Here is a 21132-nt window from a genome sequence, read left to right as displayed (position 1 = left end):
AATCACGATCGCGATGCCGGCTAAGGACGGCAATCTCGACATCGCTGCTCTCATCCGCGCACGACGCGGTGCGTGCGAAGGTCGAAACGCCGATCTAGCTACGGAGGGATTCATGCGTCTCTGCCTGGTTGAAGACAACGCTGTCGCAGGCCTTGAGCCATTGACTCTGACCCGTCCGGTGTTCTCTCTCCTTCTGGGATCGAACACTCTCGGCTCGAAAATCGTCAAAGCGTTCGGTGTCGGTCCGGGTCCAAACCGCAGGGGCGTCGTCATTCGCCCGTACCTGGCCGCACTCCAGCAAGCGCTCGATCCGCAAACGCCGGTGAATGATCGCGACTGGCTGGCACGTGGTCCCGTCCTGGCCGTCAACAGCCGCTGGGTGCCTCCCGCCAAGCTTGAGGTCCCCAACGCATCCACGCCTTGGGTTGGCCTGTGCAACGGCCAGCCGGTCTGTGCCTTGGTCGGCCCGGATCAGGCGATCGGGCTGGAGTCAAACAACGCCGGCACCTGGTTTGACGAGCAATTGTCCCGATTGGGCGGTGTCGAGTTGGGCGGGGAATGGATCGAACGCCCCTGGGACATCGTCGTCAAGAATGCCGACCACCTGGTGCGCGACTTCAACGCCGATGGAAAAGTGGGCCTGAGCAACCGCCACCTCACGACCGCCGCGCTGGTGGGACCGGCCAATCGCCTCTTCGTTCACGAGACCGCGCGGATCGACCCGTACACCGTGTTCGATACCACGAATGGGCCGATCACGGTGTCGGCCGGCGCCTGGGTCCAGCCGTTCACCCGGATCGAAGGGCCCTGCTTCATTGCCCGCGACACCCAACTCTTCCGCGCCAACCTGCGAGGGGGGGTGACCCTCGGCCCCAACTGCCGGATCGGCGGCGAAGTCGAAGCAACGGTCGTTCACGGCCACTCGAACAAATACCACGAAGGGTTCCTGGGGCACGCTTACGTCGGTGAATGGGTCAACCTGGGGGCGATCACCTCCAATAGCGACCTGCGGAACGACTACGGCGAAGTGTTCGTCCCGCTTGGTGGCGACCCGATCGGCACCAAGCAGGCCAAGGTCGGTTGCTTCATCGGCGACCACACCCGAACCGGGTTGGGCAGCATGCTGAATACCGGAACGGTGATCGGTGTCATGTGCAACGTCCTGCCGGCCGGCCCGCTGTTGCCCAAGCACGTTCCTTCTTTCACCGCAGTGCTTTATGGCAAGGTCGCGCCCGGCTTCCCGCTGGACCAGATGTTCGACACGGCCCGAATCGTGATGGGTCGCCGAGGACAGGTCTTCACCGAGATCGAAGAACACCTCTACCTCGACCTGTACGAGCAAACTCGTCTGGAGCGGGAACGCGCCTTCCAGCGAGCGCACGAGCGCCGGAGCGATCATTGGCCGGTCGCGGGACGGCCTCCGCTTAACTCGGGCCAGGGAATCGCCGGCGTCTGAATCGACGGATTCCCGATTTCCTTCGAGGAACCGGGAATCACTCTGGCGAGGGTTCCCCAGGGAGAGGTCGCGGCGGGCTCGCGAAGCAAGAGGCCGGGCATATCCTCACCGGTTCATGAAACGGGCGGCCGGGTCGTACCGCACTTTGACCCGGCCACCCCAGGCTCGCATCGCCTCCCATGGCCCAACTTGTCACTTGTCCAGTTCGAAACGAATGGTCATCGTCTGCCCGGCGGGAAGGGAAACTTGCTTCTCCAGGGAGATCTGGCCGTAACCGGCGGATCCAGGGATATACCCCAGCGAGTAGACCCAGTCGCCGGGTTCGACGACGGCGCGGAGCTGGCCCTTGGCGTCGGATCGGGGATTATCAATGTAGCCCGACCGGCTCTGTACCGAAGACCGTGATCCGGGCTTGCCGTCGGCCTCGGACAGGAACGTGACCCCGGGGATGCCTTCGCCCGTCTTCGCGTCGACGACTTCGAGGTACAGGATGCACCCTGGATTCACGCGAACCTCGAGCGGTTGCTCGGCGGGTTCATCAGTCACCCTGAGTGTCGATAGCGTGCGGATGCAAGTCGCGCCTCCATCGGTCGGATCGGCCCTGAGGTCATACTCGCCAGGCGGGAGGCAAAACAGGAGCTTGCCGGCGGCATCCGTGATGCCGTTTGCGCTAGCACCGGCGGATTTTTGGGACGCGGAAACGCGGACCTTCGGCGCCGGCCGCCCTGTGTCGGCGTAGACCGTCCGGACGGCGATCCGCCGCGTCGAGCGCAGGATCACGTTCAGCTCCCCGGTCTGGACCGGCGGTCGCTCCTGTCCAAAACCGATCGACTGGCGTGGGTACTCGAACGCCGTCGTCGGCCGAGCGGTCGTCGCGGCGTAGAGGCTGAGCCTGGCATAATCCGGGTGCTGCACGTGGACCCTATAGCCGGCCTCTTGTAGGAGTCCTTCCAGGCGGAAATGACCGTCCTTGTCGGTCTCCGACGTCGTAAAGACGCGGGGGGCGGACTGAATGGACCAGAATTCCCGGCAGTTGGGGTGCGATTCTTTGTGCTCGGTGTCGAGGTAGTCACAGTCGATGAGCCGGATCCTGACGCCCGGCACCGGCCGGCCAGCTTCGTCGACAACGCGACCGGCGAGAGTCGCGGCAGGCAAAAAACGCAGGTCCATGACCAGCGGCTCACCCTGAAAAATAGTGTAGTCCTCGCCCGCGACCCTCCAGGCTGCGGGGCGGGGCCGGGGTTGATAGGCGCGCATGCCATGCCACGCAAAGCCGTGGCCCGGCGCCGTGCCAAAAATCTGAAAGCCTCCCTGCGAGGGGATGTCCTCCCGCGTTTGAGAGACGCGAAGGCGAGCCTCGCGGAATGTGTACGATCCGTCGTGGTCGGTGGTCGTCGTGCCAAGGGGGGGATCCGTGTCGTTGGACGAAACGAGGAAGATCGTGGCACCAACGACCGGCTTTCCCTCTCCGTTGGTGGCCCGGCCACTGACCGTGATTGGGGTCGTCAACGGGGCTGGCTGCGCGGGCTCCGCAGCCTCGGCGGGCGGCTTCGCCGCACTTCCACCCTTGGTCGTCTGCCCTGAGCCGACTGGACTCCGATGCGTGGGCGGAATGTCCCCTCCCGTTTCCCCCTTCGGCATTTGGATCCCGGCGCCCGGCGTAAACCGGGCGAGCTCGTGAGTCAGGCCCGCCGAGAGTCCGGCGATGACGGCAAACGTCGCGGTCCACTTCAGCCTGGTCAGCAACATCGCTCGGTTCATCCCTTGAATGAGTACGGTTACGGCAACCGGAGCCACCGCGGCCGCGGCCCGACCCAGCGCCAGTTGAGTCGCGGCATGGGTCGTGAAATCTGCCCAGGCCGTCGTGATCGCGACCGACCTCGCCTCCGCAATGAAAGCCCCCTCCATAAGTCCGACCGCCGGCATCAGGCCGCGGCGAACCAGCCGCCGCCCAAGCCGTTCACGACTGCGATAGAGCCGAGTCTGAAGTGTGCGTTGGGGGCATTCCATCGCGATCGCGGCCTGTTCGTGGGTCAAACCCTCAAGGTCGCACAAGACGATCGGCACCCGGTAGCGCTCGGGCAACCGATCCAACTCCTGGTACAACCCGGACCAATCCCGATCAAGACCATCCGACGTGGGATCCGAGGGGCGCCGTTCCGCAGCCGTCTCCACATACCGGCGCTCGTGCCGGCGGCGGCGGACCGAGTCGCGGCTCGCCCGAGCGGCAACTCGGCGGGCAGTGCCGAAGAGCCAGTTGGCGAGCGTCTCATGGCGACGGACCGAGTGGGCCTTTTGGGCCAGGATCAGGAACGTGGCCTGGGCAACGTCTTGGGCGTCATGGGGATCTCCGGTCACATCACGGCAGACGCGAAGCACCATCGGCGCGTGCCGCTGGACCAGGGCCCCGAATGCTGCCTCGGCAGCCGCATCGCCGCGGAGGAATCGCCTCAGTAACTCTGCGTCGTCCAGCGAGCCGACCGACCCTGCGTCCCACAGGGTCTGGATCAGCCGCTCGACTCTGCTCGCACCCGCTTTCCCCATCGGTCTGATACTCCACTCTCGATCTTGTCTTTGAAGAAGTACCCGGCCGCAGGCTCAACTCCCTCAAAAAAAAATGGCCACCAGGATCGTCCAGCGATTGCCTTCGCCTCACGAGCAGAATTACCCAGCCACGCACGCTCGGATTGACTGTATGCGACTTCACTTTATGAAAAGCGCGGGCGTGGATCCGGCAAGTCGCCTGACGCTAGGCATACGCCAATCAAGGTGAACCTTCTGCCTTGCCCTCTGCTCTAGGATGGGGAATGTAGCGAGCGCCCGCGTACCGGTCGCTCGGAAGCAAGCACTGATGCTGTCGAGAAGGCGGTTGATCGCTATGTCGGTGACGGAGATCGTGCACGGGGAGACGAGTTCGGATCGGGTAGGGGAGCTTGGCGCGTATGTCTCCCTGGCGTTAATGGTCTTGATCGGATCGACCACGGCGACGGCCGCGAAATATGTCGTCCGCGAATTGCCGGTGGGGCTCGTCCCGGTGATTCGATTTGGTTGCGCGGGGCTTTGCCTGCTGCCGGTCGTCTGGCGTGAGGGGAGCCTGAGCCGCCTGATTCGGAACGATGGCCTGCGGCTCCTCATCGGAGCGGCGCTCTGCGTGCCGATCAATCAGTCGTTCTTTCTCAACGCGACGCGGCTGGCGCCCACATCGCACGTGGCCTTGTTCTATGCGGCGGTCCCCCTGGTCGTCCTGCTCCTCGCCAGCGCCTTGGGCCAGGAACGTTTGAATCTCGACCGGCTCGGAGGCGTTCTGGCCAGCATCCTGGGCGTTGTCATCATCGGCCTGGGAAATTTCTGGCAGGGGGGCGCGGAGAGTCGAGACGCAATCTGGGGCGACCTCCTCCTCGTGGGAGCCGTGGTGTCTTGGGGCGCCTACATGACGGTCAATAAGCCGCTGGTCGCAAAGCACGGGGCGCTGCCGGTGCTCGCGGCCACGTTCCTGCTCGGCAGTCTCCTCGACTTGCCGATCGCGCTGGCGACCCGGCCGAGTTGGACGGCGATTCTGGCCGCCTCACCGGCCGCCTGGCGCGGGCTTGCCTTTTTGATTTTGGTGTCGACCATCCTCGGTCTGGCCTTTCAGAACCAGGCGCTGCGCCGACTCGATGCCAGCCAGGTCGCTTCGGTCGGCAACGCCTCGCCCATTCTGACCGTCATCTGGGGAATCTGGCTCTTCCACGAGGCAGTCACACCCACGCTTGCCCTCGGTGGAATGCTGACGCTGGGCGGGATCGTCTGGACCAGTCGCAAAGACTTCAATTTCGCCCCGCAGTTGGCACCGGCCGATTCGATCTCGCTCTAACAGCGTGTGCGAGAAGGTAGATAGGGTGGGCACGGCCCACCTTGCCTTTTGACACTCAGGGCAAAACGTCTTTCTCAGGTTGAAACCTAGTGGGCCGTGCCCACCCTGCGAAACGGGGGTAGACCCACGCGACCAGGGCGAGCGACTCATCAGCGGCCGGACTTCACGATGATCCGGGATTCCTCGACGTCTTCGAGCGGGACGGGCGAGGGATCAGGACGATAGGGGGGAAGGTTGACCCAGCGGGACGAGGCGACTGAGCCACCGGCGAGGTCGCGCCGAAGCAAGCGCCCGAGTTCGGTCGACAGGGTCAAGGCTCCCCGACCGTCGAGATGAGTCGCATCGACAAACGCGGTGGGGTCGTAACCTGCGTGGCGTCCATCGACGACGGTGATCTCAGGATAGAGTTGCTGAAACGAGCGGACGAATTTCAGGGATCCGGCCTCGGCCCCCGTTTCCTCGCGTTTCGCTTGAAGCGCGGGGGAGACCGGGGGAAGGAGCCAGTAGACCCGGATTCCGTGCTCCGCCGTCAGATCGAGAATGCGGCGGACATAGGTTTTGTTCACGCGATGGCAGTACCAAAGGTGCGAGAGCAGTGTCTTGTGCTGCTCGGCACTCACCTCGCCGTTGAAGGCGGGGTTCCTGGCCGCGACGTTCGCGCCGTCGTTGACCCCCCAGTTCCGCTGACAGATCCGGTTAAGCAGCCGCATCGGGGAGTCTTCGCCCCGCAGCGCCGCCAGAATGGCGCCACGGACTTCCAGACGCCCCCGAAACGTCGGCAGGAGCCGACCCAGGGCGAGATGGATCAGGAGCGAGCCGCCGTGATCGTTTCGCGCCAGGTCCAGACATTCCCGAACCGTGAGGATCTCCTGCCAGTAACGGAGGTTGTAGCGCGGGCTGCCCACAAGAACCCCCGGCTTGAAGTCGACCACGATCGCCTTCGGCCGGGCGCCTGCGTCGAGGGCGCGACGGAGCAGGAAGTAGGTCGCCGGCGCGGGTCCGCGGGCGATCGCCAGGTTAGTGGTCCGCTCTCCCGTCTCCGCCTCGAGCACGGACGGAATGACGCCGTGCTTGACCAGGCTGTCGCCCACCCCCAGGATCGTGCACCCGGGTGCATCGCGCTCAGCCGCCTGGGCACTGAGCCGCCAGCTCAGGCTGACCGGGTCGGAAAAATCAAGCGGATGCCGGGCCACCCCGCATTCGATCACAGCCAGCAGGCCGAGCATGCCGAGCAGACCCCAAGGAATCGACGAGGTCGAAACGCGCCCCCCCGCAGGCGGATTGCCCACCAGGACGCGGGAGACGCGCGGCGATCGGGTCCGAACCGCCGGACCAAAGAGTCGAGGCGAAGACATCGCTCAAAGCCCTTCCTGAACCGCCAACAGCCCCGAGCGGCCGGTCGGTTCGACCGGATCGCCAAGGCCTTTCGCGCCTCATCCAGCGCCAACCCTCGAAAAAAGTCCAGGCCAATGACGACGCGTCAAGGCGTTCAGGTCCGAAGAATCGCGGGGCCACCCGCCCCTGTTGGCAAGGTCTTGCCGGCCGATCGCCGAGTCGGTTATCCTCGCCCAACCCGTCTTGGCCAAATTCAATACGCCCCCATCGTGGCGGCAGGTAGAGGTTTTCCATGGGACGTTGCGGCGGGTTGGCCGTGTATGTGACGAGCCACGGCTTTGGCCACCTGAACCGCTCGGTGGCAGTGATCAACCGGATGCCAACCGACATTCCGGTCACGGTCCGTTGCCATCCGAACCTGTTCGATCACTGGCGCGAGCGGCTCCGCCGTCCGGCGGAACTGGACGCTCACGTCTCCGACGTGGGTGCCCTGAACCCGCCCGGCGACAGCAATGCCACCGACGGCGAGGCCACACTGGCGATGGCGGGCCGCGTGCATGCCGAGGCGATCGCCCGGGTCGACGAGGAGGCCGCCAAGCTGCGCGACGAGGGGACGGCGGCCGTGCTTTGCGACGTCCCGCCCGTACCGCTGGTGGCCGCCCGGCGCGCGGGGATCCCCGGGTTTTTGCTGGCCAACTTCACCTGGGCCGATATCTATGCCCCGTATGCCAAGGCCCTGGGGGGAGAAGCCGCGGCCTTTGTCGCCGCGATGCGTCGTGACTATCGCCAGGCCACGGCCTTGTTCCGGGCCGAGCCAGCGCTCCGGATGTCCGAACTCGCTCCGACGATTGAAGTGGGGATGGTCGTAACCCCCGGCCGGAACCGGAGAGACGAGCTGGTGAAACAGCTCGGGCTTTCCCCGTCGGTCAAGCTCGTCTACTTCTACGTCGGCCGGTACGGCCAGGCAAATCTCGGCTGGGAGCGGCTTGAACGGCTCCAGAGCCGCGGAATTCACTTCGTGGGTTTTCATGAGGCCCCTGGGGGTCCGCTGGCCAACCTGCACGCGATCGGGGCGACCGGTTGGACGGGGGCCGACCTGGCGGCCTCGGTCGACGTGATCGTGGCCAAGGCCGGCTATGGCACCACCTGTGAGGCCATGGTTTCGGGGACGCCGATGATCTATCCTCCCAGGACCGGTTTCGCCGAACATCGCGCCTTGGATCGCGCCCTGCGAAGCTGGGGAGGAGGCGTCCCGGCCTCCGCCCGAGCCTTCGCCGAGTTCAAGCTCACCTCGCACCTGGACAAGGCCCTGGCATTGAAACCGGGGGCCCCCCCGTTCCCCGCCGACGGCGCGGCGCGGATTGCCGAACGGCTGGCACAGACCTGCCGGAGTACACCGCCTCGGAGACCGCTATGAGTTCGACCCAGATCGTGATCCACCCCGCCGTTGAGCCCGAGCGGTTCGCCATCCTCCGGTCGAAGTTTCCCACGGCCCGCTGGGTCAACGCCGCCGACCCGGCCGAGGCCCTGGCTGCAATGCCCCGGGCCGACGCCTTCCTCGGCAAGATCACGCCCGAACTGCTTGCCCAAGCCGGCCAACTCCGCTGGGTCCAGGCGTTCACGGTCAGCCTCGAGCACTACATCTTCCCCGAGCTCGTGGATCATCCCTGCGTGCTGACCAATGCCCGCGGCCTGTTCGGTGACGTCATCGCCGACCAGGTCATGGGATACGTCCTCTGCTTCGCAAGGAACCTGCATACCTACGTCCGGCGCCAGGTCGAGCATCGTTACGAACCGGTCGGCGGCGAGTCCGCGCGGGTCAACAACGCCGCGGGCCCGGGAACGGTCAACGCGATGGATCGGGCCACGATCTTCCTGCCCGACACGACGATGGGGATCGTCGGCTTCGGAGCGATCGGCAGCGAGATCGGCCGTCGTGCCCTGGCGTTCGGAATGAACGTCCGCGCGGTGGACCGCTACGCCGATCGCAAGCTGACTCCCGAGGGAGTGACCTCGTTGGACGGGCTCGACCGACTCCCCGACTTGCTTGCCTCGAGCGACTTCGTCGTCATCGCCGCTCCCCACACGCCGGAGACCCTCGGCCTCTTCAACGCCGAGCTTCTCGCGCACATGCGTCCGACCAGCTACCTGATCAATATCGGTCGAGGCGCCATCGTCGTGCTCGACGACCTGGTGGCCACCCTCCGTGCCGAGCGGATCGCCGGGGCCGCGCTCGACGTCTTCGAGGTCGAACCGCTCCCCAAGGAACACCCGCTCTGGGACTTCCCCAACGTCATCATCACCCCTCACACGGCCGGCTATTCCCCCGTGATCGCCGCGCGTCACCTCGCCACCCTCGTGGAAAACGTCCAGCGATTTCGCCGCGGCGAACCGCTGATCAACGTCGCCGACAAGGCGATGTGGTTCTGAATCCGTCGTCACGACCCGAGCGTACGCGGAGTGTCGCACACAGAGGAAAAAAAGGGGAACGACGATGCCTGAGTCTCCGGGAGCTGTCATCGGTCGAGTCCGCGAGATCCGACGCTATCCCGTCAAGTCGATGCTCGGTGAGGTGTTGGACTCGACCAAGGTGACCGAACGCGGATTGCTCGGCGACCGGATCTATGCGCTGGTCGACGCCGAGACCGGGAAGATCGCGAGTGCGAAGAACCCGAGGCGATGGCCCAACCTGTTCGATTTCCGGGCGGAATACCCGGAACCGTTCGCCGAGGCCGGGCCATTGGCGTTGCCGTCGGCCCGGATCACCCTGCCGGACGGCAACTCCGTGACCACCGACCAGCCAAACGTCGAGAGGCGGCTGTCCGATGCCGTGGGGCGACCGGTGCGCCTGGCACGCGCGGGCGTTGAGGGTGCCACGGCCGAGGGGTACTGGCCCGACCATGACTGGCTCCCCAATCCGGACGAAGTCTTCGAATTTCCGCTCCCGGCGGGCGCGTTCTTCGATGACTCAATGGTTCACTTGCTCACGACAGCGACACTCGACCGCCTGCAAGCCCTGGCTCCCGAAAGCCGATTCGATGTGCGCCGGTTCCGTCCCAACTTCGTCATTGAACCCACCAATGGCACGGACGGTTTCGTCGAGGAGGATTGGATCGGCCGGACGCTCACGATCGGGGAAGCCGAGCTACGGATCAACGGGCCGTGCCCGCGCTGCATCATGACGACGCTGAGCCAGGGAGACTTGCCCAAAGACCCACGGGTCCTCCGCACCGTGGTCCAGGGGAACCATGGAAACGCCGGTGTCTATGCGTCGGTCGTTCGCGTGGGAGCGGTCCGTTTGGGCGACACCGTGATTCTTAATTAAGTCGTTGGCCCCATATTCCTTGGTTGATCTGAGTGGCCGGGGTGGCGGAGCCCCCCCCCCCGGGACGGCGGGCGATCCGCCCGCACTTGAATCGAATGGAAGAGCGGGCGGGACGCCCGCGGTCCCAGGGAATTTCATTCGGACACATGTTCCCGACTGAGGATTCCGATCGAGGGCTCAAACCCTCAGCTTGTGGAAGACGCTCGGTTCGATGGCGGGGAGACCGAATAGTCGGTTGTGGAGCATCTGTTCAAGCGTCTCGAGATCGCCGACGTACGAGGTGGCGGGGATCGTGTCTCCGATGACGCTGGCGGGGTCGGGATAGGACTGGAGCAGGGCCAGGCGGTCGGGCAGGGGAGGGTGCGCGGGGTCGTGCGCGCCGCCGTCGGTCAGCACTTGGAGCCGCAACGCGGTATGGACTTCGGCGGGGAGTCGATACCAGAAGGCGCGGAAGAAGGCGTAGAGATTGGGCGCCTCGAGATCTTCGGGGTCGTAGTGTTCGAGGACCTCGCGAAAGAGGGGTTGGACGAGCGCGACTTTCACCAGGGCCGAGGCCGCCGCGCTGCCGCCGGCGATCGCGGCCGCCGAGCGATCGGCCCGGGTCTCCTGCCCGCGAGCGATCGGGCCGATCAGGCGGGACGACCAGCGGAAGCAGGTCCGCGCCAAGAAGCCGAGCGGCCCGTGCTCTTGACCCGCGGCTTGGTCGAGCGCCTGGCGCAGGCCTTCGACAAACCGAACCGAGCGGGCCGCGCGGGTCGCGTCGCCCCGCGCCAGGTGGGCGAGCTCGTGCGCCAGGATCGCGCGCACTTCGGCCATGGTCAGGACCCGTAACAAGGGCAGGCCGAGAATCAGGGCCCGCGAACGCTCCCAGGCGACGACCCCGCAACACGGCAGGTACGTCAGCCGGACCTGCCCGGGAGGCTTCACTCCGAGCCGTCGCGCCACGTCGTCCATGGCTGAGAAGAGCAGGGGGGCATCCGACCGAGCGAGCACCGGCCCCAGATCCGCGTCGGGGTCGCGGGTCTCGGTAATCACATGGACCCCACCCAAGGTCTCGAGAACCCCACCCCAGCCGCGAACCTCGTCCCGGAGCCAGCCTCGAATCACCGGCAGAAATCCCCCGAAGACGAGCAGACCGGCCGAGCCGACAAACACTCCGGTCCAATACGCATTCTCCAGCCAGCGCAGCGCCAGGCCTCGCCAGAACAAGGAGATCGATCCTGGCGGCGGCGGTTCGGTGCTGGGACGGGCCGCGGCCAGCTCGTCACTCGGCTCGCGACGGCGCGCGCGAAAGGTCTCGCGGCATTGCGGGCAACGAAGTCGATGATCATCGCCCGCAACCTCGTCCAGCGGTTCCAGACCCGAACCGCAACCAGGACAAAGCAACCCGCGGGGGGGTTGCCCTCGCTCCATCTGTCGCCTCCGCGATGTGTCGACAACCGGTTGGCCAGAATTGGCCATCATGATGACCTCAATGATTCAAATTATCCCTGATCTTCTTCGGAGGATATCCCAGTTTGTTATTTCCGCGACACCTCCGAAGCAGAAAAATCGAAGAACATCTCCCCGACCACCACCGCGAAATCAATCAAGAAATACGAAATTGGCCGCCCATTCGCTCCACTCGCCCTCCGACCTTAACAGTTTCGGTAATCGAGAGTTCGAGACGACACCGAGCGAAATCCAGACGTTTGTCAGAACAGAGGGGCTTGACGTTGTGAGACAGTTGTCTTAGGATACGAAAGCCGGGAGAGACGGTCCGTCCCGGCCCCGGGCTCGCGGGGTCCCAACGGGGCGCGAGATCGGGGCGGATTTGACCCGTTCGATTTTTGAGATGACCGCCGATGGCCAAGCGTCCACTGACCATACCCGACTCGGAACTCGATGTACTGAAGGTCCTCTGGGATCGAGGCCAGGCCACGGTCCGTGAGGTTCTGGAAACCCTCCGCGCCGCCGGGCGTCAGTGGTCGTACGCCACCGTCGCCACCCTGCTTGACCGACTCGAGACCAAGGGAGTGGTCACCAGCGACCGGAGCGAACTGGCGTTCGTCTACCGGCCCGCGATCACGACCCAGGAAGTCCGCCAGAAGCGAGTCAACAACCTGGTCGAGAAGCTTTACCAGGGGGAGACCGGCCTGCTCGTGCTCCACTTGCTGAAGTCGCACCCGCTTGACGCCCGCCAGGCCAAAGAAGTCCAGTCGGTCCTCGAAGAGATGACCGGCGACGCCTCCCGGAAAAAAGGCAACGACTCCTCGCCGTCCGCCTGAACCGATCTGATCGGCTCTGATTCTGAACTGCACTCAACCGATCGGCTCTGATCTGATCGAATGGTCCGGCCAGTTCCCCCGCCAGGCGCTGGCCTCGACCTTTGGGTTCGCCTCTTACAGTCGTCCTACACATCGCCCGCAACTCGACCTGCCGCGGAGAGGGAGACCGAAATATGGCCGCACGTTCGCGCATGCGCCCGGCGCACTGGATCGTCCTGGCATTGGTCTTGGCCCCGGCCTGGAAAGTCGTCGAACGGCTGAGCCGATCCGGGCCCAAGGTGGTCAGTGCGGAATCGGTGGCCGAGGGCCGCACGCTGTTCAATCACGATTGGACCGTCAAAGATCCGCTCACCAAGGGGGACGGCCTCGGGCCCGTCTTCAACGCCACCTCGTGCCTCGCCTGCCACAATCAAGGCGGAGCCGGGGGCGGCGGTCCGGTCGCTCGGAACGTGACCGTCTACGGGCTCTCCAGCGATCCCAAGAGTAAGGTGCCCCCCTCGGGCGTCGTTCACCAGAAGGCGATTCGACCGGAACTCCAGGAGACGTTGAACCTGGTTCATAGCTCGCTCCCGCGTGAGCCGTCGATCCCGCTGAGCGTGCTGACCGACCGGACCCGACCGCGCTCACCCGAAGTCGTGATCACCCAGAGAAATACCCCGGCCTTGTTCGGCGATGGCCTGATCGACGCCGTCGCGGACGAGACCCTGCTCTCCCATCAACGCGAGCACTCGACCGCCGCCCGCCTCGTCGGTCTCAACGGCGCCCGCGACTCCAAGGTGCGCGGCCGGATCGCCCGGCTCGCCGACGGCCGGATCGGTCGGTTCGGCTGGAAACTCGAGTTCGCCACGCTCAATGACTTCGTCAAGGCCGCCTGCGCCAACGAGCTGGGCCTCTCCAATCCCGGCCGGCCGCAAGCCGTCCCCCTCGGTCAGCTCGCCTACAAGGCGGAAGGGACCGACTTGACCGACGAGCAGTGCGTGATGATGACCGACTTCATCCGCGACCTCGCCGCTCCCACCCAGGTCCTTCCCTCCGACGCGAAGGGCCGGTCCCAGGTCGAGGCCGGGCACGCCTTGTTTGCCAAGGTGGGCTGCGCCGATTGCCATTCGGAGAAGCTCGGACCGATCGCGGGAATCTACTCCGACATGCTGCTCCACGACATGGGGGTCGAGCTCGAGTCGAGCACAGGATACTACGGCTCGATCATCCCCCAACCGGCGGTCCGCAACGATAAATTCGCGGTCTCGGAGCAGCCGACTCCCGCCGAATGGCGAACAGCCCCGCTCTGGGGCGTGGCCGACTCGGCCCCTTACCTTCACGACGGCCGCGCAGACTCGCTCGAGGATGCGATCGTGCTCCACGGGGGCGAGGCGAGCGACGTGGCCGTACGCTTCAAGGAACTGCCCGGCGCCGATCGCGACGCGGTCATCGCCTTCCTGAAAACCCTGCGGGCCCCGGCGCAAGCGGAAGAGACGAAAACCGTTGCGGTGAGGTGACCCCAAAATCGTGGCCGACGTCACCATTTTGGTCTGTGCCTGCGGCATGAGGCTGAGAGCGGCCGGGGCTGTCCCCGGCCGCGTCGGCAAGTGCCCCGCCTGCGGCGGACTACTCCGGGTCCCAGACGCCAAGGCTATCGCAATCCCAGCGCCCCCCTCAGTCGGGGCCGATCCGAATCCCGATCCCGATCCTGAAGCAACCGCCGGAGCCTACGGATTGGCGGCGGCCTCCACTTCCCGGCCTTCGAGTTACTCCCCCACGCGGGTTCGTTCCCCTCGGGAGCCGTCGACCGCATCCAGCAAGTCCCGTTGGAACGGGCTGATCCGGGTTCCGCCCCACCCGGAGACCCGATTGCGCGAGAGCCTGCTCTACCCGCTCTGGGGTGAGACCGGGATCGCGCTTCTGATTCTGATGCCGCCGGTTTTCTGGCTCGCCACGATCCCGCTCCTGACGATCGTTCTGGCCTGGGGAGCCGGGAGCGTCAGCGGTCCGCTCGGGACCATGCTCGCCCTGCTTCCCTCCGGACTCGTGCTTCTGCCGCTGGGGAGTTTTACACTGCTTTTCCTGGGGCGAGTGGTCACCACGAGCGCGGTGGGCGAGGTCCATCATCCCCGCTGGCCGGACTGGGATCCGGTGGAGATGCTCCACGGGATTGGCCGCTGGATCTGGGCCATCTTGGTGGGCGGCCTGCTTGGTGGGTTCCCCTCGGTGGCTTATTGGCTATATTGTGGGGATGTTGACCTGTTCGACGCGATCATCCTCGTGGAGCTGGCGGCCGTGGGGGCAATCTACGGTCAAGTCGCGTTGCTGGCATCAATCTTGTATGACGATCCTCTGGGGGCTCACCCCGGGACCGTCGTCCGAGCAATCTGGCGGGTCGGGTGGGCCTGGGTTTTCCCGTCGATCGTGATCGCGACGTTCCTGACCGTGGCCTGGTACGCGTTGACGGTCCTTCTTGAGGTCCAAAGCCCCTGGCTTTCCGCTCTGGCTTACTGGGGCTACTGGGTCTTTCTCTGCTACGGGGCGATGGTCGTCCTGCGAGTGCTTGGGCTCTTCTACCATCGCCATGCCCGGGTGTTGGGCTGGTTCCGTGAGCGACCGAGGTGGGGCGGCTGAGATGCGCAAGACTTGGTACGATCCCAACGCACCTGTCGTTCCAACCATCGCGGAGATCCGGACGGTCCGGGCCGGTCAACGAGAACGGAATCGCCGGCTCCGCGGCTCAGGGTTGGTTTCCTGCCTGCTTCACCCGGTCAGTGACGGGCCCGGAGTGGCCTTGCTCGTGTTCATGCCTCCGGTCCTGTTCGGACTCTCGCTCCCCGTGTTTGATTGGATCGCGATCGTCGATCCGTTCCGCCGCGCGAACTGGGCCCTGGGGTTGCTGGCCCTGCCGATCTTCCTCCCCCTCTTATTCAGTTTCTCGATGACCCTGGGATACACCCTGCTCGTCCTCGGTCAGATGCTGGTCGCCAGCGCCATGGGAGAGGGCGATCAGCCGAATTGGCCCGAGTGGAACCCGGAAACGATCTCCGAAGGGCTCGGCCGTTGGATCTGGGCGGCCCTCTTCGGCGCGGCCGTGGGGGGGTTCCCGACCGTGCTCTACTGGATGTACTGCGGCAATATCGACTGGTTCGACCGGATCGTTTTCGCCGACCTGATCATCATGGGCGCCGGTTACGCGTCAATGACCTTGGCCGCGGCGCTCCTGCACGAGAGCCTCGCCGCGGCCAACCCGATCACGGTCCTCGTCGCGATCGGACGCATCGGCTGGGATTACGTTCAGCCGGCCCTGGTTGCCGGCTTGAGCGTCATGCTCTGCGGCGGCTTCCTCTGGACCGTCCTGTTCGCGATCCCGTCACTTCGCTTGGCCGCCATCGGCCTCTGGGGCTTCTGGGTCTTCGCCCTCTATGCGGCGATGGTCTCGTTTCGGGTGCTCGGCCTTACCTACTACGCCCACTCCGACGCCCTGGTCTGGTTCCGCTACCGGCCGAAGTGGGCCACATCAACCCGCGCGGGTCGGCTTTACACCAACTCCTGAACATGCCTATCCGGCCATTCTTTGATTGATGTCCAGAGCAATGGCCTGGGTGCTTCCCAGTGGTCCAAGGATTCACCCAGGCAGCCCACCTGAGCCCCCACTCAGCTCAGCGGAAGGTTCAAGACCCCTTCAGCGACCGCCCTGACCTTGTGGCCGATCGCCTCGAGCATCTTGCGGCCGCGGTCGGCATCGGCCGCTTCCGGGTAACCCACAGCGCCATGGTCGGTCCGCCGACCGAAGTCGCGGGCCCAGGTGATGGAACGGAGTGCGCCGGTGTCCGGGTCGGGATCGTCGAGGATCAGGTCCTTGCGCACCAGGTCGGGGCGGAGGTGCATAATCATCGATGTTTCGATCTCACAGGCATGGCCCATCGTCTTGCGCGGCCCCTGACAGAGGGCGGCAATCTCGGCCTCGGCGAGTTCCCAGTACGCAGCGCCCGTCAGCACGGCCTGTGGAAACTGAGTGTCGAGCCGTCTCAGCGCGATCCGAAGCGGGTCGATGTTCCCGCCATGGCCGTTCAAGAGCATGGTCCGCCGGAACCCGTCGCGGAGCAGGGGGGTCAGCAACTCCATGAGCATCAGCTCATAGGTCGGCAGCGTGGCCGTCAACGTGCCGCCGAACGGCAGGTGATGCTCGCTCGCCCCCATCCAGAGCACGGGGAGGAGCAGCACCTGCTCGGGCAGGCTGCGCTCGACTGCGTCGGCCACCGCCGCCACCAGGATCGAGTCGGTGAACACCGGCAGGTGCCGGCTGTGCTGCTCACACGCGGCGATCGGTGCGATGATCAGCGTGCGCTCGCGCGAAAGGGCACGAAGTTCCGGGGCGGTCATTTCGGCGAAACGCATGCGGCGGCCTCCTCACACGGCGAGTCGAATCAACAACAGAATGGCGATCGAGTAAAAGATCAGTAGACCGGTGGCGTCCACGAGCGTGCTGATCAACGGTGCCGAGACGACCGCGGGGTCGATGTTAAACCGGCGCGCCAGTAAGGGAACCAGGGCCCCAACGCCATTGGCCCAGATGCAGATCCCCAGAATCGCCAGGCCGATGACCGCCCCGAAGATCGGGGGATGGCCGAGGATCAACCAGGTAAACCCAAATCCGAGAACCCCCAGGAGCATCCCCAGAAGCAGGCCGGTGAGCACTTCACGGCCGACCACCTTGAGGGTGTCACTCGTGCGGATATCGCCCAGGGCGAGGCCGCGGATGATCGTTCCCACGCTCTGACTCCCCGCATTCCCTCCCGTCCCGATCAGGAGCGGGATGAAGGTGTCAAACTCGAGGAGCGGGAACCGGTCGTCAACCCAGTTGAACGAGTGCACCACAAAGCGTGTGATCGTGCCGGCGAGAAAGAGCATCAGCAGCCAGCCGATCCGCCGCCGGACCGCCTCGACGATTCGCCCCTGCCAGTACGACTCCTCATCGGCCTCGGCATCCTTCGAGACACCACCAAAGGCGAGGATGTCTTCGGTCTGCTCCTTCCGGAGAATGTCCATGGCATCGTCGTGCGTGATGATGCCGACCAGCATGTCCGCGCTATCGACGACGGGGATCGCGATCAGGTCATATTTACCAATCTGGCGGGCCACCGACTCCTGATCCTCGTCGACCCGGGCGAAGATCACGTCGTGCCGCATGATGTCGCCAATCCGGGCCGACGCACTCCGCGAGAGGATCAGGGTCTTGAGCGAAACGAAGCCGACGAGCTTTCGCTGGGGGTCGACGACGTAGTTGTAATAGATCGTTTCGCTGTCGGGCGCATCGTGACGCAGCCGTTCCAGGGCCTCGCGGACGGTCAGTTGGGGGGAAAGCGTCACGTAGTCGGTCGTCATCACCGAGCCGGCGGTCCCCGGCTCATAGCTGGCGAGCCGACGGATGTCCTCGCGTTCGGCCTGCGCCAGGTGGGGGAGGATACGGTCGACATTGTCCTCTTCGAGCCGGTTGACCAGGTCGGCCCGCTCGTCGTGGGACATCAGGTGGAGCAGGGCGGCCGACTCTGCCGGCGACATCGACTCGATCAGGTGGACCTGGCGCTCGCTATCGAGGTAACTGAGGATCTCGGCGCGGTTCCGAGCCGGGAGAAGGCCGAGGATCGTGTCCCCCTCAACCAGTTGGAGGTCCTCGATCATCTCGGCGACCTGGGCGGGGTGGTGATCGCTGAAAAAGTCGCGAAGCGCCGCCGTCTCACCGGCCTGGATCAACTCGCGCAGGTCGGGAACCAGCAGCGGGTTTCGCATTCGGTACCCTCATGGACGCAATGACATTCGGGGGGTTCATGTCGGACAACTCAGGGCCGTTGGCCCATAATCGCTTTGCCCATATACGGCTGCAACACGGGGGGGACATCCACCAGGCCGTCGGCACGCTGATAGTTCTCGAGGATGACGATCAGGGCCCGGCTCAAAGCGAGCGCCGTACCGTTGAGGGTATGGACAAATCGCGTTCCCTTCTGGGCGGACGGCCGGTAGCGGATGTTGAGCCGACGCGCCTGGTAGTCGGTGCAATCCGACGTGCTGGTGACCTCACCATATTCCCCGGCCTCGCCGCGACCCGGCATCCAGGCCTCAAGATCGTACTTGCGATAAGCCTGGCCCCCAAGGTCGCCCGAGCAGATGTCGAGGACGCGATAAGGGATGCCAAGGGCGGTGAAGATCTCTTCCTCGATCGCGAGCAGTTCCGCGTGCGTCTGGTCGGACGCCTCGGGCGTCGTGAACGCGAACATCTCGATTTTCGTGAACTGGTGAACCCGATAAAGCCCCTTGCTCGCCCGCCCCGCGGCGCCCGCCTCGGTTCGGAAGCAGTGCGAGAGCCCGACGTACTTCAGCGGGAGCACCGCCTCGTCGAAGATCTCATCGGCGTGCATTCCGCCCAGGGTGATTTCGGCGGTGCCGATCAGGCTGAGGTCGGAATCCTCAACCGAGTAGATCTGCGTCTCGGTCCCTCGCGGCGTGAACCCGATCCCCTCGAGAATCTGGTTCCGCGCCAGGTCGGGCGTCACGACCGGGGAAAACCCCTTCTTGACCAGCGTCTGGATCGCAAACTGCTGGAGTGCGAGCTCAAGCAAGACCGCATCATTCTTGAGGAAGTAGAAGCCATGGCCCGAGACCTTGGCACCACTCTCGAAGTCGATCAGGTCGAGCGCCTTGCCGATCTCAACGTGGTCCCTGGCCTTAAAATCGAAGACACGAGGCGTGCCCACCTTGCGAAGCTCCAGGCTCTCGTCCTCGAGAGCGCCGACGGGAGCGGCGGGGTGGGTGAGATTCGGGATCCGACCCAGTTGGCTCTTCAATTGAGCATCAAGACTCTTGAGCTCGGTCTCATTGGTGCCGATCGAGGCCTTGAGTTGTTTCCCCTCGGCAATGAACGCCTGCCGCTTTTCCGGGTCCTTTTCCTTACCCGTCGCTTGAGCGTTGGCATTCTGGAGCCGCCGAACTTCCTCGACATCCTGGAGGAGCGTCTTCCGCTTCTGCTCCAACTCGACGACGACATCAACGGCATCCAAGATATCAGTCGGGACGTTTCGATTGCGGCAATTCTGTTTGACGGCCTCAACGTTGGCCAAGAGATATTTGATATCGAGCATCGAACGACCCTAGAAAACAAAAGGTCTCGTGATGGATAGAAACGTCTAACTTCGATAAAGCGACCGGCAGTCGTCGCCAGGGGTGGATTCCCCATGACACACGGCACGCACCAAAGCGTAATCGCAACCCCGGAGGGCGACCGATCGTGGCCGGCCCGGCCACGATCGGTCGCCCTCCGAGCTGGAAATTCCCTCGAAGTCACGGCCTACGGATGAACACCCACCCGTGCTGAGCTTCGCATTCATCCTCAAGACAACCCGCGACTCCCTGGAGGTTCGAAAGTCGCCTCGAATTCAGGGCCCCGCGGGTTTCGATCGATCTCCCTCCTTGACCAGCTCTTCGAACAGGTGAGCGCTGGCCTTGATTCCGTTCTGGAAGTCGGCCAGGGAGAACTTCTCGTTCGGCCCGTGCAGGTTGTCGTCGTTCTGACCCCAGCCGAGCAGCAGGGTATCGACGCCGAGTTGGTCCTTGAGCAGACCGACGACGGGAATCGAGCCCCCTTCGCGGATGAAGACCGGCGCCTTGCCGAAGCCCACCTCGACGGCGCGGACGGCCGCCCGAACGCCGGGGCTGTCGACTCCGACGAGGACGGCGGGCGCACCGTGGTGAACGATGAGCTCATAGGTGACACCCGGCGGGCAGACCGCTTTGAGGTGGGCTCGAAGCTGTTCGGCGACCGTCGCCGGATCTTGGTCGGGGACGAGACGGAAACTGAACTTGGCTCCCGCCTTGCACGGGAGCACGGTCTTGGGTCCAGGACCTTGGTAACCGCCGTAGATCCCGTTCACGTCGCAGGTCGGTCGGGCCCACTTCCGCTCGAGCGTCGTATATCCCGACTCCCCTTCCAGTGACGGCACACCGGTACTCGCCTGGAATTCGGCCTCCGAGAACGGCAGCTTGGCGAACTCCGCCCGCTCCCAATCCTCCAACGGCTTGACCGAGTCGTAGAAACCAGGGAGTTGGATCTTGCCGTCCGACCCCTTGAGGCTCGCGAGGATCTCCGCCAAGGCGTTGCACGGATTGGCGACGGCCCCCCCGAACGTCCCCGAATGGAGGTCGACTCGCGCCCCTTGGACGAGGATCTCGAAGTAGGCCAACCCCTTCAGTCCATAAGTGATCGCCGGCATGCCCGGGGCAAATTGGCTGGAGTCCGAAATCACGGCATAGTCGCACGCGAGTTTTGTCTGGTTGTCGGCGACAAACTGTTCCAGGTTCGCCCCCCCAACCTCCTCCTCCCCCTCGATCAGAAACTTCACGTTCAAGGGAAGCTCACCCGCCCCTTTGAGCCAGGCCTCCGCGGCCTTGAGGTGGGTGAACATTTGCCCCTTGTCGTCGGTCGCACCGCGGGCATAGAGGTTGCCATCGCGTTCGGTCGGTTCAAAGGGGGGGGAAATCCAGGGCTCCAGAGGCTCGGGCGGCTGAACGTCGTAATGGCCATAGATCAGGAGCGTGGGAAGACCGGGGCGGGGCGGGTTCTGGGCAAAGACGATCGGATGCCCCTTGGTCGCGATCAGCTCGGCTTGCAAGCCCATCGCCGCGAGGTCGTCGCGAATGAACTCGGCCGCGCGGTGGGTGTCCGCGTTGTGATCGGGCTGGGCGCTGACGCTTGGAATCCGGATCAGCGCTTTGAGCTGCTCCACGAAATCCGCGCGATGAGCGTCGATATAGGCATCCACCCGGTCGATCGCCATGTCCAACAGCCCTCGTCAGTACCTGGTTCCGGACGTTCCTCAATCATGCGGAATTCCGCAAGGGGAACCCAGTATAACAGCCCCGA

The 21132-nt window shown here is 64.8% G+C and carries 16 protein-coding genes; 9 read left to right on the top strand and 7 right to left on the bottom strand.

Translation table 11 applies throughout. The features are described 5' to 3' along the window. Window positions 1-112 precede the first annotated feature (112 nt). Entirely contained in the window at window positions 113-1456 is a 1344-nt protein-coding gene (locus BUS42_RS28310) for a putative sugar nucleotidyl transferase (protein ID WP_074312625.1), read from the top strand. Between the two features lie 192 nt (window positions 1457-1648). On the opposite strand, the gene BUS42_RS28305 is transcribed toward BUS42_RS28310, so the two are convergent. Then, window positions 1649-4000 (bottom strand): sigma-70 family RNA polymerase sigma factor, encoded by a 2352-nt coding sequence (locus tag BUS42_RS28305; protein WP_074312624.1) that lies wholly within the window; start codon window positions 3998-4000, stop codon window positions 1649-1651. Between the two features lie 307 nt (window positions 4001-4307). On the opposite strand from BUS42_RS28305, the gene BUS42_RS28300 reads away from it, so the two are divergent. Beyond that, window positions 4308-5309, top strand: coding sequence for a DMT family transporter (locus BUS42_RS28300; RefSeq protein ID WP_254053845.1), 1002 nt, complete (start codon window positions 4308-4310; stop codon window positions 5307-5309). A gap of 149 nt (window positions 5310-5458) precedes the next feature. Here BUS42_RS28300 and BUS42_RS28295 read toward each other — a convergent pair whose 3' ends face one another. Beyond that, window positions 5459-6664: a hypothetical protein gene (locus BUS42_RS28295; RefSeq protein WP_083670708.1), complete on the bottom strand. Its 1206-nt coding sequence runs from the start codon at window positions 6662-6664 to the stop codon at window positions 5459-5461. A 272-nt stretch (window positions 6665-6936) separates the two neighbouring features. On the opposite strand from BUS42_RS28295, the gene BUS42_RS28290 reads away from it, so the two are divergent. The 3 genes from BUS42_RS28290 to BUS42_RS28280 all read left to right on the top strand — a co-directional run bounded on the left by BUS42_RS28290 (window position 6937) and on the right by BUS42_RS28280 (window position 9969). Then, window positions 6937-8061: a glycosyltransferase family protein gene (locus tag BUS42_RS28290; RefSeq protein WP_074312622.1), complete on the top strand. Its 1125-nt coding sequence runs from the start codon at window positions 6937-6939 to the stop codon at window positions 8059-8061. After that, entirely contained in the window at window positions 8058-9074 is a 1017-nt protein-coding gene (locus BUS42_RS28285; protein WP_074312621.1) for a D-2-hydroxyacid dehydrogenase, read from the top strand. Before BUS42_RS28290 ends, BUS42_RS28285 begins: the two co-directional genes overlap by 4 nt. 64 nt (window positions 9075-9138) lie before the next feature. Then, a complete protein-coding gene (locus tag BUS42_RS28280; RefSeq protein ID WP_074312620.1) occupies window positions 9139-9969 on the top strand; it encodes an MOSC domain-containing protein in 831 nt (276 codons plus the stop codon). Window positions 9970-10146: 177 nt separating this feature from the next. Here the strand turns inward: BUS42_RS28280 and BUS42_RS28275 are convergent, their stop codons facing one another. Next, a complete protein-coding gene (locus tag BUS42_RS28275) occupies window positions 10147-11382 on the bottom strand; it encodes a M48 family metallopeptidase (RefSeq protein ID WP_074312619.1) in 1236 nt (411 codons plus the stop codon). Between the two features lie 431 nt (window positions 11383-11813). On the opposite strand from BUS42_RS28275, the gene BUS42_RS28270 reads away from it, so the two are divergent. From BUS42_RS28270 to BUS42_RS28255, 4 genes are all read left to right on the top strand, one after another. Next, complete coding sequence (locus BUS42_RS28270; RefSeq protein ID WP_074312618.1) at window positions 11814-12236, top strand: BlaI/MecI/CopY family transcriptional regulator; 423 nt, start codon at window positions 11814-11816, stop codon at window positions 12234-12236. A 173-nt stretch (window positions 12237-12409) separates the two neighbouring features. After that, window positions 12410-13732 carry a di-heme oxidoredictase family protein gene (locus BUS42_RS28265; RefSeq protein WP_074312617.1) on the top strand — a complete coding sequence of 441 codons (1323 nt, stop codon included), beginning with the start codon at window positions 12410-12412 and terminating at the stop codon, window positions 13730-13732. 10 nt (window positions 13733-13742) lie between these two features. After that, entirely contained in the window at window positions 13743-14849 is a 1107-nt protein-coding gene (locus BUS42_RS28260; RefSeq protein ID WP_074312616.1) for a hypothetical protein, read from the top strand. A gap of 1 nt (window position 14850) precedes the next feature. Next, window positions 14851-15771: a hypothetical protein gene (locus BUS42_RS28255; protein ID WP_074312614.1), complete on the top strand. Its 921-nt coding sequence runs from the start codon at window positions 14851-14853 to the stop codon at window positions 15769-15771. Window positions 15772-15872: 101 nt separating this feature from the next. Here BUS42_RS28255 and BUS42_RS28250 read toward each other — a convergent pair whose 3' ends face one another. The 4 genes from BUS42_RS28250 to BUS42_RS28235 all read right to left on the bottom strand — a co-directional run bounded on the left by BUS42_RS28250 (window position 15873) and on the right by BUS42_RS28235 (window position 21046). After that, window positions 15873-16616 (bottom strand): creatininase family protein, encoded by a 744-nt coding sequence (locus BUS42_RS28250; RefSeq protein ID WP_074312612.1) that lies wholly within the window; start codon window positions 16614-16616, stop codon window positions 15873-15875. Between the two features lie 12 nt (window positions 16617-16628). Continuing rightward, window positions 16629-18008 (bottom strand): magnesium transporter, encoded by a 1380-nt coding sequence (gene mgtE, locus BUS42_RS28245; protein WP_074312610.1) that lies wholly within the window; start codon window positions 18006-18008, stop codon window positions 16629-16631. A 50-nt stretch (window positions 18009-18058) separates the two neighbouring features. Beyond that, complete coding sequence (serS, locus tag BUS42_RS28240; protein ID WP_074312608.1) at window positions 18059-19354, bottom strand: serine--tRNA ligase; 1296 nt, start codon at window positions 19352-19354, stop codon at window positions 18059-18061. Between the two features lie 294 nt (window positions 19355-19648). After that, on the bottom strand, window positions 19649-21046 hold the full coding sequence (locus BUS42_RS28235) for a dipeptidase (protein WP_074312606.1): 1398 nt from the start codon (window positions 21044-21046) through the stop codon (window positions 19649-19651). Between the last annotated feature and the right edge of the window lie 86 nt (window positions 21047-21132).

This window comes from Singulisphaera sp. GP187 (genome assembly GCF_900129635.1).
Taxonomy (GTDB): Bacteria; Planctomycetota; Planctomycetia; order Isosphaerales; family Isosphaeraceae; genus Singulisphaera.
The sequence above is the reverse complement of the archived record's forward strand: the minus strand, read 5'-3'. Positions and strand labels throughout refer to the sequence as shown.

What these genes read in the sequence shown, in the direction of transcription:
- BUS42_RS28310 (WP_074312625.1), top strand. Translation starts at nt 113, where the DNA reads ATGCGTCTCTGCCTGGTTGAAGACAACGCTGTCGCAGGCCTTGAGCCA.
- BUS42_RS28305 (WP_074312624.1), bottom strand. Translation starts at nt 4,000, where the DNA reads ATGGGGAAAGCGGGTGCGAGCAGAGTCGAGCGGCTGATCCAGACCCTG.
- BUS42_RS28300 (WP_254053845.1), top strand. Translation starts at nt 4,308, where the DNA reads ATGCTGTCGAGAAGGCGGTTGATCGCTATGTCGGTGACGGAGATCGTG.
- BUS42_RS28295 (WP_083670708.1), bottom strand. Translation starts at nt 6,664, where the DNA reads ATGTCTTCGCCTCGACTCTTTGGTCCGGCGGTTCGGACCCGATCGCCG.
- BUS42_RS28290 (WP_074312622.1), top strand. Translation starts at nt 6,937, where the DNA reads ATGGGACGTTGCGGCGGGTTGGCCGTGTATGTGACGAGCCACGGCTTT.
- BUS42_RS28285 (WP_074312621.1), top strand. Translation starts at nt 8,058, where the DNA reads ATGAGTTCGACCCAGATCGTGATCCACCCCGCCGTTGAGCCCGAGCGG.
- BUS42_RS28280 (WP_074312620.1), top strand. Translation starts at nt 9,139, where the DNA reads ATGCCTGAGTCTCCGGGAGCTGTCATCGGTCGAGTCCGCGAGATCCGA.
- BUS42_RS28275 (WP_074312619.1), bottom strand. Translation starts at nt 11,382, where the DNA reads ATGGAGCGAGGGCAACCCCCCCGCGGGTTGCTTTGTCCTGGTTGCGGT.
- BUS42_RS28270 (WP_074312618.1), top strand. Translation starts at nt 11,814, where the DNA reads ATGGCCAAGCGTCCACTGACCATACCCGACTCGGAACTCGATGTACTG.
- BUS42_RS28265 (WP_074312617.1), top strand. Translation starts at nt 12,410, where the DNA reads ATGGCCGCACGTTCGCGCATGCGCCCGGCGCACTGGATCGTCCTGGCA.
- BUS42_RS28255 (WP_074312614.1), top strand. Translation starts at nt 14,851, where the DNA reads ATGCGCAAGACTTGGTACGATCCCAACGCACCTGTCGTTCCAACCATC.
- BUS42_RS28250 (WP_074312612.1), bottom strand. Translation starts at nt 16,616, where the DNA reads ATGCGTTTCGCCGAAATGACCGCCCCGGAACTTCGTGCCCTTTCGCGC.
- mgtE (WP_074312610.1), bottom strand. Translation starts at nt 18,008, where the DNA reads ATGCGAAACCCGCTGCTGGTTCCCGACCTGCGCGAGTTGATCCAGGCC.
- serS (WP_074312608.1), bottom strand. Translation starts at nt 19,354, where the DNA reads ATGCTCGATATCAAATATCTCTTGGCCAACGTTGAGGCCGTCAAACAG.
- BUS42_RS28235 (WP_074312606.1), bottom strand. Translation starts at nt 21,046, where the DNA reads ATGGCGATCGACCGGGTGGATGCCTATATCGACGCTCATCGCGCGGAT.